Annotated in this window: 14 protein-coding genes and 1 pseudogene; 5 read left to right on the top strand and 10 right to left on the bottom strand. The window is 74.2% G+C overall.

The window, feature by feature from the left end; all coding sequences use genetic code 11:
- Positions 1-83 precede the first annotated feature (83 nt).
- Positions 84-482: a DUF6153 family protein gene (locus tag P3T27_RS20120; RefSeq protein ID WP_280680466.1), complete on the bottom strand. Its 399-nt coding sequence runs from the start codon at positions 480-482 to the stop codon at positions 84-86.
- Positions 483-675: 193 nt separating this feature from the next.
- Between P3T27_RS20120 and P3T27_RS20115 the strand changes: the two genes are divergently transcribed.
- Positions 676-867 carry a hypothetical protein gene (locus P3T27_RS20115; protein WP_280680465.1) on the top strand — a complete coding sequence of 64 codons (192 nt, stop codon included), beginning with the start codon at positions 676-678 and terminating at the stop codon, positions 865-867.
- Positions 868-941: 74 nt separating this feature from the next.
- Positions 942-1343, top strand: coding sequence for a YccF domain-containing protein (locus P3T27_RS20110; protein ID WP_280680464.1), 402 nt, complete (start codon positions 942-944; stop codon positions 1341-1343).
- A 144-nt stretch (positions 1344-1487) separates the two neighbouring features.
- Here P3T27_RS20110 and P3T27_RS20105 read toward each other — a convergent pair.
- A pseudogene (locus tag P3T27_RS20105) lies at positions 1488-1631 on the bottom strand (TetR family transcriptional regulator); the annotation flags it as partial.
- An 89-nt stretch (positions 1632-1720) separates the two neighbouring features.
- On the opposite strand from P3T27_RS20105, the gene P3T27_RS20100 reads away from it, so the two are divergent.
- Entirely contained in the window at positions 1721-2416 is a 696-nt protein-coding gene (locus P3T27_RS20100) for an SDR family NAD(P)-dependent oxidoreductase (protein ID WP_280680463.1), read from the top strand.
- An 80-nt stretch (positions 2417-2496) separates the two neighbouring features.
- Here P3T27_RS20100 and P3T27_RS20095 read toward each other — a convergent pair whose 3' ends face one another.
- Positions 2497-3588 carry a YncE family protein gene (locus P3T27_RS20095; protein ID WP_280680462.1) on the bottom strand — a complete coding sequence of 364 codons (1092 nt, stop codon included), beginning with the start codon at positions 3586-3588 and terminating at the stop codon, positions 2497-2499.
- 144 nt (positions 3589-3732) lie between these two features.
- Between P3T27_RS20095 and P3T27_RS20090 the strand changes: the two genes are divergently transcribed.
- Positions 3733-4761 (top strand): LysR family transcriptional regulator, encoded by a 1029-nt coding sequence (locus tag P3T27_RS20090; RefSeq protein ID WP_280680461.1) that lies wholly within the window; start codon positions 3733-3735, stop codon positions 4759-4761.
- Positions 4762-4851: 90 nt separating this feature from the next.
- On the top strand, positions 4852-5856 hold the full coding sequence (locus P3T27_RS20085; protein WP_280680460.1) for an alpha/beta hydrolase: 1005 nt from the start codon (positions 4852-4854) through the stop codon (positions 5854-5856).
- 138 nt (positions 5857-5994) lie between these two features.
- Here P3T27_RS20085 and P3T27_RS20080 read toward each other — a convergent pair whose 3' ends face one another.
- The 7 genes from P3T27_RS20080 to P3T27_RS20050 form a co-directional block, all read right to left on the bottom strand.
- Positions 5995-7617, bottom strand: coding sequence for an AMP-binding protein (locus P3T27_RS20080; RefSeq protein WP_280680544.1), 1623 nt, complete (start codon positions 7615-7617; stop codon positions 5995-5997).
- A gap of 165 nt (positions 7618-7782) precedes the next feature.
- A complete protein-coding gene (locus P3T27_RS20075; protein WP_280680459.1) occupies positions 7783-8022 on the bottom strand; it encodes a chaplin in 240 nt (79 codons plus the stop codon).
- A 91-nt stretch (positions 8023-8113) separates the two neighbouring features.
- Positions 8114-8464: a hypothetical protein gene (locus P3T27_RS20070; RefSeq protein WP_280680458.1), complete on the bottom strand. Its 351-nt coding sequence runs from the start codon at positions 8462-8464 to the stop codon at positions 8114-8116.
- A complete protein-coding gene (locus P3T27_RS20065) occupies positions 8461-11028 on the bottom strand; it encodes an Hsp70 family protein (protein ID WP_280680457.1) in 2568 nt (855 codons plus the stop codon). Before P3T27_RS20065 ends, P3T27_RS20070 begins: the two co-directional genes overlap by 4 nt.
- A 31-nt stretch (positions 11029-11059) precedes the next feature.
- Entirely contained in the window at positions 11060-11815 is a 756-nt protein-coding gene (gene grpE / locus P3T27_RS20060) for a nucleotide exchange factor GrpE (RefSeq protein ID WP_280680456.1), read from the bottom strand.
- Positions 11812-12237, bottom strand: coding sequence for a hypothetical protein (locus tag P3T27_RS20055; RefSeq protein ID WP_280680455.1), 426 nt, complete (start codon positions 12235-12237; stop codon positions 11812-11814). The genes grpE and P3T27_RS20055 overlap by 4 nt, the downstream gene beginning before the upstream one ends.
- Positions 12238-12322: 85 nt before the next feature.
- Entirely contained in the window at positions 12323-16441 is a 4119-nt protein-coding gene (locus P3T27_RS20050; RefSeq protein WP_280680454.1) for a hypothetical protein, read from the bottom strand.
- Positions 16442-16501: the final 60 nt, after the last annotated feature.

The raw sequence follows: 16501 nt of genomic DNA, 5'->3' as shown, positions 1-16501 counted from the left end.
CGTGCGGTGGGTGTGGATGAGCAGGACGTCGCGACGGCCGTCCCGTCCGCGCCGGGCGCGGACCGGGGACGGCGGGCGCGCGCCTACTGACGCAGCACCGACAGCCGGGTGAGGAGTATCCGCCCGCCTTCGGGCGGGGGCAGCGCGCGAACGGCCCGCAGCAGCCGGGCCCTGACCTCGGCGGCGGCATCGCCGTTGTGGCGCAGCAGGGGGCCGGCGACGAGCAGCAGCAGCGTCCAGCCGGCGAGGACGGCGAGGCAGACCGCCATCGGGTCCATGCCGTCGGCCGCCGCGGTGTGCGCCATCTCCTCGGCACCCACCAGGTGACCGGCACTCACGGCGTGCCGGGCCGGCCCGTGGTCCGTTCCGTGCCCGCCCGCGGTCGGATGGCCGAGCGTGTGCATCGTCACGACGCCGAACAGCAGCGCGGCGAGCAGGAGCAGTCGCAGGGCCCGGGGGACGGCCGGACGCGGCTCCACCATGGTCCACCTCCCGACCGATCCCGCCACCACGTACCCCCACAGGGTATCCCGAGCTGCAACCCCCGGCCGCGCCGGGGAGGGCCGGGCGCGCCATGCCCTCCCGACCGCCGAAGATCAAAAGGCCGGCGGCGGGTCGCGAATCGACGGCGCCGACCATTCCGCCCCCGAACGGCCGCGTCTGCTCACCCTGGGAATGGCCGGCTACACCGCGAACGGCATCATCGGCACGCCTTCGTTCAGCACCACCGCGAAGGGGAAGGCAACACTCGACAACCTGTCCGAGTCGGCCGCCGCCCACCCTGCCCTCCGCATCGGGAGTCGAGCCGCCGAACCGCCCCCGACCAGGCGCCCCGACCCGGACGGCACCCTGAGGAACGTCCCCTAAGGGAGTAGACGCGCGTGCGGCCGGGCATGGCACAGACGTAGCTGCAGGCCGCCAAACGTGAGAAGGTACCATCCATGACGGTGCTCAAATTCATTCTCAATGTCATTTGGCTGCTTTTCTGCGGCATCTGGATGGCAATTGCTTATACAGTTGCAGGAATTATCTGCTGCCTGCTCGTCATTACCATTCCATTCGGCATCGCCTCTTTCCGGATCGCCGGGTTCATCCTCTGGCCGTTCGGCCGGACCACGGTGGAGAAGCCGGGCGCCGGAGCGGCGTCGTGCATCGGGAACGTCATCTGGCTGATCTTCGCCGGGTGGTGGTTGGCGATCGCGCACCTGATCACCAGCATCCCGCTGTTCCTGTCGATCATCGGCATCCCCTTCGGCTGGGCCAACCTCAAGATGATCCCGATCTCGCTGATGCCGCTCGGCCGCGAGGTCGTTCCCACCGACCAGGCTTGGGGCGCCCGCTGACTTCCGTGAACACCGACGGCCGGCGAGGGGAGAAACCCTCGCCGGCCGTCGTCGTCCGCACGGCTCGCGCCGACCTCGGCGTCGAGCGGGCGCTCAATTCGGGCGGGGCCTGAGCAGGTCGTCGACCAGGGCGTCCACCAGGTCGCGGGAGATCGTCGACCCGGTCAGGTCGCCGAAGCCGTGCTCGGCGAGCAGATCGTCAGCGGCATGCAGCACGGCCAGACGTGCGACCTCGTCGCGTCGGCTGCCGGAGTGCGGCCTGCGGGGCTGGGATCTCGTGGCGGGCATGCGAAACACAGTACCCGTCAGCAGTTCCGTGCGATTATCCAGACGCAACGGCTCGTCTAGACAAAGTCCCCCACCGCCAAGGAGTTCATGTGTCCACCACGACCGACCGCCGAGCTCTGGTCATCGGTGCCTCGCGCGGGCTGGGGCTCGTCCTCGCCGACGAACTCGCTCGACGCGACTGGCACGTCATCGCCACGGCCCGCCGGGGCGGCGGCGAGCTGCACGCTCGTGCCGATGCCTGGAAGGGACGACTGGAGGTCGAGTCACTGGAGATGACGAGCTCCGAACAGTTGGCCGCGCTGCGCGAGCGCCTGGACGGCCGTCGACTCGACCTGCTCTTCGTCAACGCCGCGATCAACCTGGGCAACCAGCCCATCGGCGAGGTCCCGACCGACATGTTCACCGAGGTCATGGTCACCAATGCGTTGAGTCCGCTGCGCGTCCTCGAAGCCCTCCGTGGACTCGTCGTGCCCGGCGGAACCGTCGCGGTCATGTCCTCCTCGCAGGGCAGCATTTCGCGGAACACCCAGGGCGGCTACGAGCTCTACCGGGCCAGCAAGTCCGCGCTCAACCAGCTGATGCGCAGTTACGCCGCCCGCCACGCCGGCGACGGACAGACCAAGCTGCTCATCGACCCCGGCCACAACCGGACCGAGCTCGGCGGACCGGACGCACCACTCGCGCCCGAGGAGAGCATCCCGGCCGTCGTCGACGTCCTCGAAGCGCAGGCCGGCGCCCCCGGCCTGCAGTTCCTGGATCTCCATGGCGAGACCGTCCCGTGGTAGGGCTCCGGGTCTGAGCACCGGAGGACGGCCTCGCGCCGGCGGAGGGGCGCCGGCGCGAGGCCGCGGGGTGGGTGCGGGGATCAGGACGGGCGGGGGATGTAGGCGAGGCCGTGGGCGCCGGCTTCTCCGCGCTTGGCGATGTCCAGTCGGCCGAGGCCCTGGAAGGTCTCCAGGTCGACGATGTCGACGGTGGAGGAGACGAGGTTGGACACGTAGGCGAGCCGGCCGTCGGGGGACGAGGTGATGGTCAACGGGAAGAGCCCCACGTCGAGTTGGCCGAGGCGCCGACGGGTGTCGGCCGCGAAGACGGTGAGCCGCCCGGGCGTCTGGCGGCCGAGCCCGGACGCCGGGTCGGGGGCCATCCGCACCTCGCCGACGAGCAGTTTTCCGGTGGACGTCAGGTGCACCGGCAGGACGATGTCCCGGGTGGGCAGGGTGTCGACGACGGCCGCCGTCCGGGCGTCGACGACCCGGATCCCGGTGACCGGTCGGTCGTGGTCAGGGGCATCGGCGTCGGAGCCGGAGGAGGCGATGGCGGAGCCGGCGTAGGGCGCGGCGACGAAGGCGTGGGTGCCGTCGGCCGAGACGGCGAGCCCTTCACTGCCCGGCACCTCGACCTTCGCGGTGAGGACGCCCCGTTCGAGGTCGACGATCGAGACGAACGGCGCCTCCTTGTTGGTGGCGTAGCCGATCCGCCCGGCCGGGTCGATGGCGAACCAGTGCGGGCCGGGCGCGTCGGTGTCGATCCGGCCGATCGGCCGGCGGGTCTCGGTGTCGATGACCACGACGCCGCCGGGGCGGTCCGCCGAACCCTCCACGCTGACGTAGAGGCGGCGGCGTGCCGCGTCCAACGCCAGTCCGTGCGGCCCGTGTTCGGGGGCGAGGTCGACGACCTCGACGATCCGGCGGGTGTCGGGATCGATGACGGTCAGTTCGGTGCGGCGGCCGGTGTTCGCGTGGTAGTAGCCGGAGTGGTAGGCCGTGGCGCACCACAGCAGGCGCTGGGTCGGGTCGAAGCACAACTCGTGCGGCTCGGCGAGGACTTCGAGGGTGCCGAGGTGCCGGTCGGAGGCCGCGTCGAAGAAGGAGACGGTCGGCCCGGTCTGGCTGACGACGGCGAGGACATCGCCTTCCCGGCTGGCCCGGGGCGGATCGAGGGGGGACTGCTGCACAGCGGACTCCTTGCCCGGGAGGTGGTGGTTGCCGCGCGATCTGCGGGCAGTTCCACTCTCCGCGCACGACGGTGCCGCAGCAATGCAAGGATTGGCAGAAGATCCTTGCCCCAGACGCAAAACTGCAGTTCAGGAGCCCCCACCATGGACCTCAACCTGCTACGCGTCCTGGACGCCCTGCTCCAGGAGAACAGCGTGACCCGCGCCGCCGAGCGGCTCGGCACCTCCCCCGCGGCGGTCAGCCGCAGCCTGGCCCGGCTCCGCCGCGCCGTCGGCGACCCGCTGCTGGTCCGCGCGGGCCAAGGGCTGGTGCCGACCCCGCGCGCCGTCGAACTCCGGGACGAGGTCGGCGCGTTGCTGCGCGGCTGCGACAACGTCCTGCGGCCGGGGGCCGGTTTCGACGCCGTGCACCTCCAGCGCACCTTCACCGTCCAGGCCGCCGATCTGCTGCTGGTCGGGCTGGCCGGGGCGTTGACGGAGCGGATCCACGCCGAGGCCCCGCACGTGGATGTGGTCTTCCTGCCGGAGGCCATGGAGGGCGGCCCCGCGCTGCGGCAGGGTTGGGTCGACGTCGAACTGGGCGTCCTCGGGCACCTGGACCCGGAGATCCGGACCCGGCCGCTCACCCGGGGGCCGCTGGTCGGCGTCGCGCGCAGCGACCATCCGCTCTTCGACGGGCGGATCACCGCCCGCCGGTTCGCCGCGGCCGACCACATCGGCGTCTCCCGGCTCGGCAAGCGGCTCGGACCGATCGACACCGCGCTCGCCGAGCTGGGGCTGCGGCGCCGGGTCGCGGCCGTCGTCCCCAGCCACACCAGCGCGATGATGCTCGCCCGGGACACCGACCTGATCGCGCTCAGCCTGGCCGACTGGCTGCCCGACACGATCGCCGCCCTGGGCCTGCGCACCTTCCCGATCCCCCTCGACCTGGCGCCGCTCGATCTCGGCATGGCCTGGCACCCCCGCAACGCGGCCGACCCGGGACACCGCTGGTTCCGCGAACACCTGGCGGCGGCCGTCCTCGACCCGTCGAGGCCTGCCCGAGGCGCGGGGGACCCGGAACGGCAGTCCGGTGTTTTGCCGAAACGGCAAAGTTTCTCGCCCGCCGCGCGGGCCGTCCCCCACGATCGACGGGAGGCCGGTGGCGCCACGGATGAGCACCACGCGATGTGATCGGCGCGGCGAGCAGCACGCGGCGAGCACACGGGACGAGCAGCACGCGGCGAGACCGGCGCACGGCAGACCGACGGTTCAGGAGGACGCATGACACGGCACGACACGGAGCCCAGGCACCGGCTGGTCCCCTCACCCGGGGGCCGGATCCACCTGGTGGAGCAGGGCAGCGGGCCGCTGGTGCTGCTGGTGCACGGCTTCCCGGAGTCCTGGTACTCCTGGCGCCACCAGCTCCCGGCGCTCGCCGCGGCGGGCTACCGCGCGGTCGCGCTGGACGTACGCGGCTACGGCCGCTCCTCCCGGCCCGCCGCCCCGGAGGCCTACCGGATGCTCGACCTGGTCGAGGACAACGCCGCGGTGGTGCGCGCCCTGGGCCGGGAACAGGGCCAGGGAGAGGGCGAGGAACGGGCGGTGGTGGTCGGTCACGACTGGGGCGCGACGATCGCCGCCAACAGCGCGCTGCTCCGGCCGGAGGTGTTCCGCGCGGTGGGCCTGCTCAGCGTCCCCTACACGCCGCGGGGCGGTCCCCGGCCCGGCGAGCTCTTCGCCGCGATGGGCGGTGCCGAGGAGTTCTACGTGTCCTACTTCCAGGAGCCGGGCCGGGCCGAGGCCGAGATCGAACCCGACGTCCGCGGCTGGCTCGCGGGCTTCTACGCCGCGCTGTCCGCCGACACCATGCCCGGGCCCGACGCGCCCGACCCGCACTTCGTCCGCCGGGGCGGCACGTTGCGCGAGCGCTTCCCCACCGGTCCACTGCCCGGCTGGCTCGGCGAACGCGACCTCGACGTCTACGCCGGGGAGTTCGAGCGCACCGGTCTGACCGGTGCGCTGAACCGCTACCGGAACATGGACCGGGACTGGGCGGACCTCGCCGCCTTCGACGGCGCCCCGGTCACCCAGCCCGCCCTGTTCCTCGGCGGCACCCGGGACGCCTCCACCACCTGGCTGGCCGACGCGATCGAGGCCTACCCCGTCACCCTCCCGGGCCTGCTCTCCTCCCACCTCCTCGACGGCTGCGGTCACTGGATCCAGCAGGAGCGCCCCGCCGAGGTCAACCGACTGCTCATCGACTGGCTGGACGCACTGCCCCGCTGACCCGCACCACCGGCGAGGACGGAGTCCGCGGCGAGGCCGCGGCCGAAGGTGTGCGTGGTCATGCCAGGACCGTGCGCCGTAGGGCTTGTCCCACCGTTCCCGCCGCGCGCTGATGCGACGCGCATGGCGGGACAAGCCCTACAGCCCGAGGATGCGCGCGGCCGCCTCCCGCATCTCGACCTTGCGGACCTTGCCGGTGACGGTCATCGGGAACTCCTCGGCCACGTGCACGTAGCGCGGGATCTTCACGTGGGCGAGGCGGCCGGTGCAGTAGGCGCGGACGGCCTCGGCGGTGAGCGGCTCGGCACCCTCGCGCATCCGGACCCAGGCCATCAGCTCCTCGCCGTACGCGGCGTCGGGCACGCCGACGACCTGCACGTCGAGGATGTCGGGGTGGGTGTGGAGGAACTCCTCGATCTCGCGCGGGTAGAGGTTCTCGCCGCCGCGGATGACCATGTCCTTGATCCGTCCGGTGATGGCGAGGTAGCCGTCCTCGTCCATCACGGCGAGATCGCCGGTGTGCATCCAGCGGGCGGCGTCGACGGCCTCGGCGGTGCGCTCGGGCTCGCCCCAGTAGCCGAGCATCACCGAGTAGCCGCGGGTGCAGAGTTCGCCGGGCTCACCGCGCGGGACGGTACGGCCGGTGGCCGGGTCGACCACCTTGACCTCCAGGTGCGGGCCGACCCGGCCGACGGTGGACACCCGGCGGTCGACCGAGTCGTCGGCGCGGGTCTGGGTGGAGACGGGCGAGGTCTCGGTCATGCCGTAGCAGATGGCCACCTCGGTCATGCCCATCCGGCCCATGACGTCCTTCATCACCTCGGCCGGGCAGGGCGCGCCCGCCATGATGCCGGTGCGCAGGCTGCCGAGGTCGTAGCGCGCGAAGTCGGGGTCGGCGAGTTCGGCGATGAACATGGCGGGCACCCCGTACAACGAGGTGCAGCGCTCGGCGGCGACGGCGGCCAGGGTGGCGCCCGGCTCGAAGGAGGGGGCGGGGATCACCGTGCAGGCGCCGTGGGAGGTGGCGGCGAGGTTTCCCATCACCATGCCGAAGCAGTGGTAGAAGGGCACCGGGACGCAGATCCGGTCCTGATCGGTGTACCTGAGCAACTCGCCGACGAAGTAACCGTTGTTGAGGATGTTGTGGTGCGACAGCGTCGCACCCTTGGGGAAGCCGGTGGTGCCGGAGGTGTACTGGATGTTGATCGGGTCGTCGGGCGACAACTCCCGCTCGCGCTCGGCGAGACGGGCCGGGTCGGCGCCGCGCCCGGCGGCGAGCAGCGCCTCCCAGTCCGGACCGCCGAGCAGCACCACCCGGTCCAACTCCGGGCAGCGGGGCCGCACTTCCCGGATCATCCCGGCGTAGTCGGAGGTCTTGAAGCGCTCGGCCGCGACCAGCAGGCGGACACCGGCCTGGTTCAGCACGTACTCCAACTCGTGCGAGCGGTAGGCCGGGTTGACGGTGACCAGGATCGCGCCGAGCCTGGCGGTGGCGTACTGGGTGAGCGTCCACTCGGCGCAATTGGGCGCCCAGATGCCGACCCGGTCGCCCTTGGCGAGCCCGAGGTCGAGCAGGCCGAGGGCCAGCGCCTCGACGTCGGCGGCGAGTTCGGCGTACGTCCAGCGGCGGGCGGTGGCCCGGTCGACCAGGGCGTCCCGCTCGGGGAAGGCGCGCACCGCGCGGTCGAGGTTCTCCCCGATGGTGTCCCCGAGCAGCGGGACGTCCGAGGCGCCGGAGGAGTAGCTGCGCGGGGTCGGCATGATCGGCACGGTGTGACTCCTGGGTGGGCGCGTGCGGGTCGGGGACCATGGTCGCGGTCCCGCGCCCGCGCCGCCACCCCCGAACGGGGGTGCGGACACGGCGCTGGGGCCGCCCGTCGGGTTCGACGGACGGCCCCAGCAGTCGGATCAGCCCCAGCAGTCGGGTCAGCCGTTGACGCAGGTGTTGGCGATGGCCGGGTTGAGGATGCCGATGATGCCGATCGAGTTGCCGCAGACGTTGGCCTCGAAGTTGATCGGGATCTGGATCTGGTTGCCGGAGAGCACGCCGGGGGAGCCGAAGGCGAGACCGTTCGCGGTCGCGTCGCCCGCGGCAGCGGTGCCGGCACCGGCCAGGACGGCCACCGCGGCGAGCGCGGTGGCGGCGAGGGTGGTACGAAGACGCATTGCGTCACTCCTTGGGAGGGTGGCGAACTTCCATGTGACGATCACACTCGCACCGATCGAACTCGACGGCAGGCCGGGAAGCCCGAATTGGTCACTCAGCGGGCGTGTCGCCCTCCCGCTCCCCCGACCGCGGCCCGCAGGACCCGGACACGCTCAGTGATTCCAGCAGGTCCCGGGCCGGTTCAAGCCCCGGTTCGGCCGCCACCGCGCGGTGCAGCAACCCGAGCGCGAACGCCCCGTCGCCGGCCGCCAGCGCGTCCAGCGCCCGGTTGTAGTCGATCCGAGCGGCGTAACGCAGCCGGACCAGCGCGGCCAGGTCCTCCCGGCAGGACGGGCAGCGCAGGCCCTGCGGGTCCGCCGGGACGGCGCATTGCGGGCAGAGCACCTCGATCGGCGGCACGTCGGCAGCCGGCCCGCCGATCGGAGTCACGTCGGAGCTCATCGCGGACCGGCCTCCTCCGGGCGGACGGGGCCGAGCGACTCCGCGAGCGGCTCACTGCCCAGCTCCCGCTGCGCCTGCGCGTACAGCGCCAGCAGGGCCGAGCTGTGCTGGTTGGCGGCCTCCATGTTGGCCGACTCCACCGCCTCGTCCAGCCCGCGCAGCTCGGCCATGATCCGCTGCGCCAGCGCCGGCGAGACCATGTTCTGGTTGACGTAGACGTTGCACATGGTGAGCATCCGGAAGGTGTGCCCGAGCGAGTCGCACAGCTCGTCGGCCCGCTGGGCGGCGCGCATCGCGCCCTCCCAGTCGGCCGCCTCGCGGCGCAGCCGCAGCTCGGCGGCCACCGACCGCAGCCGGTCGAGGTCGCTCGGGTCGAGGTGCTTCTCGCAGTAGTGGAGGAACAGGCTCAGGTACGCCTCCGAGCCTCGTACCCAGCGCTGCGCCTTGAGCTGGCGCTGGGCCCGCTCCAGCGCCTCGTCCACCGACTGGCCACGGGTCTGGCCGGCGGCCAGGTCGTCCAGGCTGTCCATGAGCCGCTGCGCCTCGCGCATCTCGGCCTCGGTGAGCTCGCCGCCCCAGCGGTCGGTGAAGGTCTCGATCTGCCGCTGCTGCTCCTCGACCTGGACCTTGAGCTCGGGGTCGAGGGTGACGCGCTCCAGCTTGACGGTCTTCTCGCCGCCGCCCTGGATCCGCACCGACAGGGTGATGGTGCGGTCCCGGTCGAGACCGAAGGACACCTCCACCGGGGTGCGGCCGCCGAGTCCGGCGGGCAGGCGCAGGGTCAGGTGGCCGATCAGCTCGTTCTGCTGGGCGATCTCGTGCTCGCCCTCGTAGACCGCGATCTCCAGCCGCTGGCGGCCGCTGCCGGAGACCACGAACTCGCGGCTGACCGGCGAACCGGTCGGGTAGCTGGTGTTCTTGGGGATGATGACGGCCAGCCGGCCGTCATTGAGCTCGATGCCGAGGTTCTTCGGGGTGATGTCGAACGGGTTGGTGACCTGCATCAGCTCGCCGCAGCCCTGGCAGACCTCGCTGCCGGGCGGGTTGACCACACCGCAGGCGGCGCAGCGCAGGCCGACGTCCTCGGCGGCGGTCGAGGCCACCCTGGTCCCGCCGGGGGCGGCGGAGTTGAGCGCCTCGCCGCACAGCTCGCAGGCGGTGACGCCGGGGGCGGCCGGGGTGCCGCAGCGCGGGCAGTTGTCGCTGCGCACGACGGTGGCCGCCTGGGACTGCGCCGGGATGCCCGCTCCGGTGGCCGAAGCGCCCGCCTCCTGGCCGCACTTGGGGCAGGAGGCAGCCTCGGCGTCGACCGGGATGTGGCAGCCGGTGCAGGAGACCCGGGGCCCGCCGAGCAGCGAGGTGGCGCAGTTGGCGCAGTTGGAGGCGGAGAGGTCGCCGGGGGCCCGGCACTCGGGGCACTCCACCTCGCCGACCAGCGCGGACTGGACGGCCGCGCCGAGCGCCACGCACTGCATCGGGTTGACGCCGCGCCGGATCCGGCGCGGCCCGAAGACCTCGCCGAGCCGCCGGGCCACCAGCGGGATCGCGGTGGAGCCGCCGACCAGCACCACCTCGTCGATGTCCCCGACGGTGAGGTTGGCCTGCATGATGGCCTTGTGGGTCAGCTCGATGGTGCGCTCGATCTGGGCCTCGATCAGCTCCTCGAAGCGGGCCCGCTCGAACTCCGTCTCCAGCACCAGCTGGCCGGCGCCGAGGCCGGGCAGGATCACCTCGGAGGCCTCCTGGTGGGAGAGCTCGATCTTGATGGTCTCGGCGGTGGAGGCGATCTTCGGCCGGTCCCGCAGGTCGGGCTGGTAGTCGGCACCGTACTCCTCCCGGATGTCCTCCAGCAGCGCGGTGGTGATGGCGCGGTCGAAGTCGTCGCCGCCGAGCAGGTTGTCGCCCTCGATGCCGAGCACCGAGACCGAGCCGGGCACCAGCAGCAGGATGGAGATGTCGAAGGTGCCGCCGCCGAGGTCGTAGACCAGGACTGTCCGGCCCTCGTCGCCGGCCTCGGCGGTGATCCCGTAGGCGAGCGCGGCGGCGGTCGGCTCGTTGATGATCCGCAGCACGTGCAGGCCGGCCAGCCGGCCCGCCTCCTGGGTGGCCGCGACCTGCCGCTCGCCGAAGTACGCGGGGACGGTGATGACGGCCCGGTGGAAGGGCTCGCCGAAGCGCTGCTCGGCGTCCTCCTTCAGGCGGTGCAGGATGATCGCGGAGATCTCGATCGGGGTGTAGGAGCGGCCGTTGAACCAGACGTTCACGTCGCCGTCGGTGCCCGCCGTGACCTTGTAGTCGACCTCCTTGAGGGCGGCCTGGACCTGCGGGTCCTTGAACTTGCGGCCCATGAAGCGCTTGACCGAGCGGATCACGTTGGCGCCGTCGATGGCGACCCGGCTGCGCGCGGTCGAGCCGACCAGCAGCTCGCCCTTGCGGCCGCTGCCGACCACGGAGGGCGTGGCCTCCTGGTTCTGCCGGTTGAAGATGATCTCCGGCTCGCCCCGGCGCAGGTGGGCCACCACGGAGTTGGTGGTTCCCAGGTCGATGCCGAGTGTGCGGTACATGTCGTTCCCCTCTTGCCCCTCGTGGTCCTGACTACTTCTTCCGCTTGCGCCGGCCGCCCGTGGCCGCTCCCTTCCGGCGGGCCCGGGGCGGGGCCGTCGTGGCCCGGGCGGGGTTCACCGGCGCGGCGGCTTCGGGTTCGGGTTCGGGCTCCGGTGTCACGGCCGCGGGCTCCGGTGTCACGGCCGCGGACCCGGGTGCCGGTTCGGGCCCGGGCTCCCCCGGCCGGTCCGGCGCCGCCCCCGGCTCGGGCTCCGGGGCGAGCGCGCGCTCGACGTCCTCGGCGAACACCGGCTCCGGTTCCGGGGCGGGCGCGGCGACGACGACCTGGGCGCGGCGCAGCACCTCCTCCCCCCAGAAGAACCCGGTGACCACCGTCTGCACGACCGTCTCCGGCGCCACCCCGAACCGCGGTTCGGTGCCGACGATCTCGGTCAGCGCCGGGTCCGCCGCCAGGCCCTCCAGTCGCATCGGGCGCACCCCCGCCTTGGCGAGCCGTCCGAGCAGCCGTCGGCGGGTGGCCTCGATCCCGGCGCCGCGCCCGAGCAGCACCAGTTCACGGTCCAGGCCGAGCGCGGCGAGGGCGTCGTCCACCTCGACCAGGATGCCCAGCAGGTCCCGCTGGGTGGCCCGGGCGGTCTGCGCCTCATCGGCCCGCAGGCGCTGCAACAGGGAGGCCCGGTAGAGCAGTTGGCTGAACGCCTGGTCGAGGTCGACCTCCAGGGCGCGCTGCGGGATCTCCAGCGGCTGGTGGCCCTCGTAGGAGGGGGCGGGCGGTGCGTCGGTCATTCCGGTACCTCGATCTGCGGCAGCACGGACAGGTCGGCGGCGTAGCGGGCAGGGACGGGCGGTTCGGGATCGGCGCCGCCGGGGGCGGGTTCGGCGAAGTCGGCCGCCGACTCGGCCCGGTGCAGCGCCAGCAGGGAGGCGGCGGGCGGCAGCGGCGGGCGTTCGATGACCAGCAGCGGTTCGGCGAGAGCGGGCGCCAGCAGGTCGGCCGCCTGGTCGACGGGCTCCGGCGGCAGCGGGCGCTGGAGGTCCGACTCCAGCCGCCGGTCCGGGTTTCGCAGCAGTGCGGCGGCGTCCTGGATCTGCTGGCGGGTGTACCGGCCCGCCCGCATCGCCGGGCCGACGGCGAGGTTGATCTCGCGCACGCCGGCCGTGAGCGCAACGCCCAGGACCTCGTACGGCGACGGTTCGTGCAGTGGCATGGCGGGCGGCTTCTCTCCTCACGGCTGACGGTGGCTCAGGGATGGCGCAGGACCTACGACGACGGTGGCCGCTCTGCGGTTGCGGTCAGCGCAGCGCGCCGATCCTGCGCTGCAGGGCGCGCAGGTCGCGGTCGTCCGGGTTGTGCTCGACGGCCTGGCGGATCAGCTGGCGGGCCTCCCTGAACTGGCGCAGGTTGGCCCGGTTGACGGCGTAGGAGCTGTAGACGACGCTCAGTTCGATGTGCAGCTTGGTGACGTCCTCCGGCGTGCGGGCCAGGTTGAGCGCCTCCTCCAGCAGCCGGGTCGCCTCGGGGTAGCGGTGGGCCTCGTAGTGGCCGATGGCCTCGCCGCGCCAGACACTGACCATCAGGCGGCGGATGTCGGGCGAGTCGTCGTAGGCCCTGGCCTTCTGCAGCATGGCGGCCTGGGTCGTGAACGGGCGGTCCTGCAGGTTGTCCAGCATGTGGTTGGCGAGCATCACGGCGACCCGGCGCGGGGCCTCCTGCTCGACGTCGCCGTCCCACTCCGGGTCGGCCCGCAGGGCGTCCGCCATCCGGCCGACGGCGAGGGCCCGGTGGTCGGCGAAGGCGGCGGAGCGGGCGAGGTGGCGCAGCACGAAGGCGAGGCCGTGCCGGTGGTCCGGGTCCGGGTTGAGCGTGATCAGTTCCCGCCACGCCTCGGCGGCCTCCTCCAGCTCCGCGTCGGTGGCGTCGGGGCGGCTGAGCTGGCTGGCCCGGTTGCCGAGGGCGGCCTCCAGGAAGTGCCGGGCGGTCGGCTCGCCGGGGGCGAGTTCGAGGCTCTTGCGCAGCAGGACCAGGGCGCGGGGGTAGTCCTTGTCCTCGTTGTTGATCTTGCGGGCCCACTGGGCGTAGGTGGCGCCGAGGTCGCCGCGCACCTCGGGGTGGTCGGGGGCCAGCGCGAGGGCCTTCTCCAGGAGTTCGGTGGCGCCCGCCTGGTCGTCGTCGCTGCTCTTGAGCAGGGCGCGGGCGGCTCGTACGCCGGATTCGGCGGCGATCGCGGGCGCGTCGGCGGGCAGTACGGTGCCGGGCACGGTGCGGGCCCGGGTGAGGCAGTCCAGGGCCTCGCGCCAGTCCTGGTTGCGGTGGTGCTCGCGGGCCTGGCTGACCAGGCTCTCGCCGAGCAGGCCCTGCCAGCCGGCGCCGCGTTCGGCCTCGGGCACCGCGTCCAGGGCGCCGACGGCGGCGGCCTGGCGGCCCTGGAGGAGCAGGTAGCGCTGCGGGCCGAGGTCGCCGAACAGGCCGAGGGCCCGGGTCAGCGGGTGCCCGTCGGGGCTCTCCGGCCGCCGCCAGGCCCGCACCGCCTCGTCGAACCCGGCGGCCCAGGCGGCGAGTTCGGGCTCCTGGCGGAGCAGTCGGTCGAGGGCGGGGCCGAGCGCCAGGCGTCGGGCCGGGCGGCCGGGCAGGGTGATCCGGACGTCCTCCTGGGCGAAGGCGTCCGCGCTGTGCGCCTCCATGCCGAGGAGCAGCGTCCAGGCGGTGACCTCGTCGCCGCTGCGGCCGGCGGCCCGGTCCAGCGCGCGCAGGTCCTCGCGGAGGCGGTCGGTGAGCGCGCTGCGGGCGGCGGACATCCGCGGCGGTTCGACCGGGCGGCCGGTGATCCGGGCGGACTCCGCCCACAGGTCGGGCTGGTGCAGGGCGGCGACCAGGCAGCCGAGCGTCCAGGCCCAGATCCGCTCGTCGGGCGCCGCCTCCTCCTGGGTGGAGACGGCCAGCCGGTAGCCGGCCAGGCCGAGGGCGTGCAGCAGCCGGGGGTGGGCCGGGTCCGTGAGCAGCAACGCGTGGTAGCCGTTCCAGGCTTCGCGGTGGCGGCCCTCGACGGCGTGCTGGTGGGCCTCGTGCTCGGCGAGCAGGACGAGCGCGGCGGCGGCCTGCGGGTGGCCCGGGGCGAGGGTGAGCACCCGGCGCAGGTCGCCGGCCGCGCGGCCGGGCTCCCCGGCGTCCAGGGCGGCGCCGGCCCGGCGGAGCAGGACGGCGCTGCGCGCGGCGCCGTGGTCCTCCGGCAGGTCGGCCAGGGCCTCGTCCAGCCGGCCGAGTTCGGCGCGCAGCAGGGCGAGGTCCAGCCGTACGGGCGCGGCGGCGGGGCTGTCGCCGAGCGCCTGCGTCCAGGCGGCGAGGACGGGCTCGGCCTGTTCGGGCACCCCGGCCCGGCGGGCGCAGTCCAGGACGGCGCGCAGTGCGGGCGCGGCGCAGCGCACGCAGCGCGGCGAGGCGGCGTCGGCGGGGCGGTGCAGGTGGGCGGCGCAGGCCTCCCGGCCGCAGCCGGCGCAGGCGTCGGTGGCGGGGCCCGCGCAGACCCCGCACTCGGCGGTCTCGGGAAGCGGCTGCGGCGGCTCGGGGGCGGTACCGGCGGTCAGGAAGTGGCGGTACCAGTCCAGCGCGGTGGCCCAGTTGCCGGCCCGTTCGGCGAGCAGCGCCCGCAGCCGGGCCAGGGCGGGGTCGCCGGCCGGGTCGGGGGCGAGCGGGGCGAGCAGGGCGATGGTCTGGACCGGACGGCCGGTCAGCAGGGCGACGGCGGCCAGGTGGTAGCGGTCGCGCGGCCCGGTGGCGGGGTCGAGCAGGGTCGCCGGCGGTTCCGTCGAGCCCTCGGCCAGAGCGAGCGCGGCGCGCAGCCGGGCCTGCCGGTGGGTGACGGCGCCGGGCAGGGCGTCGGCGAGGGCGAGGGCGGCGGCGGCCCGCTCGCGCGGTTCGGGGTGGTCGCGGCCGGTGACCAGCAGGTGCGCGGCCTCGCGCAGGGCGGCCTCGCGCAGCGCGGCCCGGTAGCCGGGGGCGGCCGGGTGGTCGGCGGCGGCCTGCTGCCAGAGCTCCCGGGCGGCCACCGGGTCGGCGGCCAGCCGGGTGCGGGCGAGCCGGTCGCGGGCCAGGGCGAGCCGCTCGCGCAGCTCCTCGTCGCGCAGCGGCTCCCAGCGGGCCAGGGCGCCGGCCGGGTCGTCGGTACGGGCCAGGGCGAGACCGTGGTGGAAGGCGGCGATCCGGGCCCAGCGGGAGTCCGGTTCGGTGTCGGCCTCGGCGCCGAGGACGGGCTCGGCCTCGGCCGCCTCGCCGGCGGCGAGCAGGGCCGCCCCGAGCCGGACCCGGGCGGGGCGCCAGTCGGGGGCCAGGCCCAGGCCGGTGCGGTAGTCGGCGGCCGCCTCGGCGGGGCGCGCGGCCCGCTCGTGCACCAGGGCGAGGCCGAACCGGGCCGGGGCGAAGGAGGGTTGGACGGTCAGGGCGGCGGTGAACTGCTCCCGGGCCTGGTCGTCGGCGCCGAGCAGCAGGGCGAGCCGGCCGAGGGCGTAGCGGGGGCGGGGGTCGCCGGGGGTCTCGGTGGCGGCGGCCGCGAGGTCGGCCCACGCGGCGTCGGTGGCGCCGAGCCGCTGCCGGGCCAGGCCGCGGAAGAGCAGGCTGTCGGTGCGCAGCGCCGGGCCGCGCACCCACGGGGAGGGCTCGCCGGGGCCGCGCCGCAGCGCCTCGTCGAAGGCGGCGACGGCGGGTTCGTCCCGGTGCAGGGTGAACAGCTGGGCGCCCCAGCGGAACCAGAGTTCGCCGCTGCCGCCGGGCGCGGCCGCGGCGAGCAGGGCCTCGGCCTCGGCGGCGCGGTCGGTGCCGCGCAGCAGGGCGGAGCGGGCCAGCACCGGCCAGTCCCGGCCGGGCAGCGCGGCCAGGGTCCGGGTGGTGGCGCTCTCGCGCTGCTCGGGGGTGCCCTCGCGGCAGAGCCGCTGCAGCCAGTCCACGGCGCGGGCTGCCGCCGCGGCCTCCTCGCCGGGTTCGGCGCCGTCGGCGACGGCCTGGAGGAAGGCGAGCAGCGGCCCGAGGTCGCCGTCCGGGGCGGATATCCGCTCCTCGGCGAGGTGGCGCAGGCTCCACCGGGGTACCTGCCGGGCCGGGTCCGCGAGCAGCGGGAAGGCCTCGCGGTGCAGGGCGAGGGTGGACGGCCGGTCGCCGGTGGGGATGGTGGCCTCGGCCTGGCCGAGCAGGGCGAGACCGCGCTGTGGGCCCAGCTCCGCGGGGCCGGCGGCGAGTCGGCGGGCGAGGCGCTCGTACCGGCGCCGGGCCTGCGGGGCCTTGCCGGCGGCGAGCCGTTCGGCCGCCGCGGCCAGCGCCTTGGCCACCGCCTCGGCGTCCAGGGCCTGTCGGCGGCGGACCAGTACGACGGCTGCCGCACCGGCCAGTGCCACCACGATCAACAGCACCGCGAGCTGCGCCATGCACCGTCCCCCTGCGCGTCGAGTTCGCCCCCGTCATGATCAACAAGCTTCGGACGATCA

It is taken from the genome of Kitasatospora sp. MAA19, assembly GCF_029894125.1.
Lineage (GTDB): Bacteria > Actinomycetota > Actinomycetes > Streptomycetales > Streptomycetaceae > Kitasatospora.
Note: the sequence above shows the minus strand (reverse complement) of the source record. Positions and strands in the feature narration are given on the sequence as shown.

Excerpts from the sequence above, each read along its gene's own strand:
- P3T27_RS20120 (WP_280680466.1), bottom strand. The coding sequence starts at position 482 with ATGGTGGAGCCGCGTCCGGCCGTCCCCCGGGCCCTGCGACTGCTCCTG.
- P3T27_RS20115 (WP_280680465.1), top strand. The coding sequence starts at position 676 with ATGGCCGGCTACACCGCGAACGGCATCATCGGCACGCCTTCGTTCAGC.
- P3T27_RS20110 (WP_280680464.1), top strand. The coding sequence starts at position 942 with ATGACGGTGCTCAAATTCATTCTCAATGTCATTTGGCTGCTTTTCTGC.
- P3T27_RS20090 (WP_280680461.1), top strand. The coding sequence starts at position 3,733 with ATGGACCTCAACCTGCTACGCGTCCTGGACGCCCTGCTCCAGGAGAAC.
- P3T27_RS20085 (WP_280680460.1), top strand. The coding sequence starts at position 4,852 with ATGACACGGCACGACACGGAGCCCAGGCACCGGCTGGTCCCCTCACCC.
- P3T27_RS20080 (WP_280680544.1), bottom strand. The coding sequence starts at position 7,617 with ATGCCGACCCCGCGCAGCTACTCCTCCGGCGCCTCGGACGTCCCGCTG.
- P3T27_RS20075 (WP_280680459.1), bottom strand. The coding sequence starts at position 8,022 with ATGCGTCTTCGTACCACCCTCGCCGCCACCGCGCTCGCCGCGGTGGCC.
- P3T27_RS20070 (WP_280680458.1), bottom strand. The coding sequence starts at position 8,464 with ATGAGCTCCGACGTGACTCCGATCGGCGGGCCGGCTGCCGACGTGCCG.
- P3T27_RS20065 (WP_280680457.1), bottom strand. The coding sequence starts at position 11,028 with ATGTACCGCACACTCGGCATCGACCTGGGAACCACCAACTCCGTGGTG.
- grpE (WP_280680456.1), bottom strand. The coding sequence starts at position 11,815 with ATGACCGACGCACCGCCCGCCCCCTCCTACGAGGGCCACCAGCCGCTG.
- P3T27_RS20055 (WP_280680455.1), bottom strand. The coding sequence starts at position 12,237 with ATGCCACTGCACGAACCGTCGCCGTACGAGGTCCTGGGCGTTGCGCTC.
- P3T27_RS20050 (WP_280680454.1), bottom strand. The coding sequence starts at position 16,441 with ATGGCGCAGCTCGCGGTGCTGTTGATCGTGGTGGCACTGGCCGGTGCG.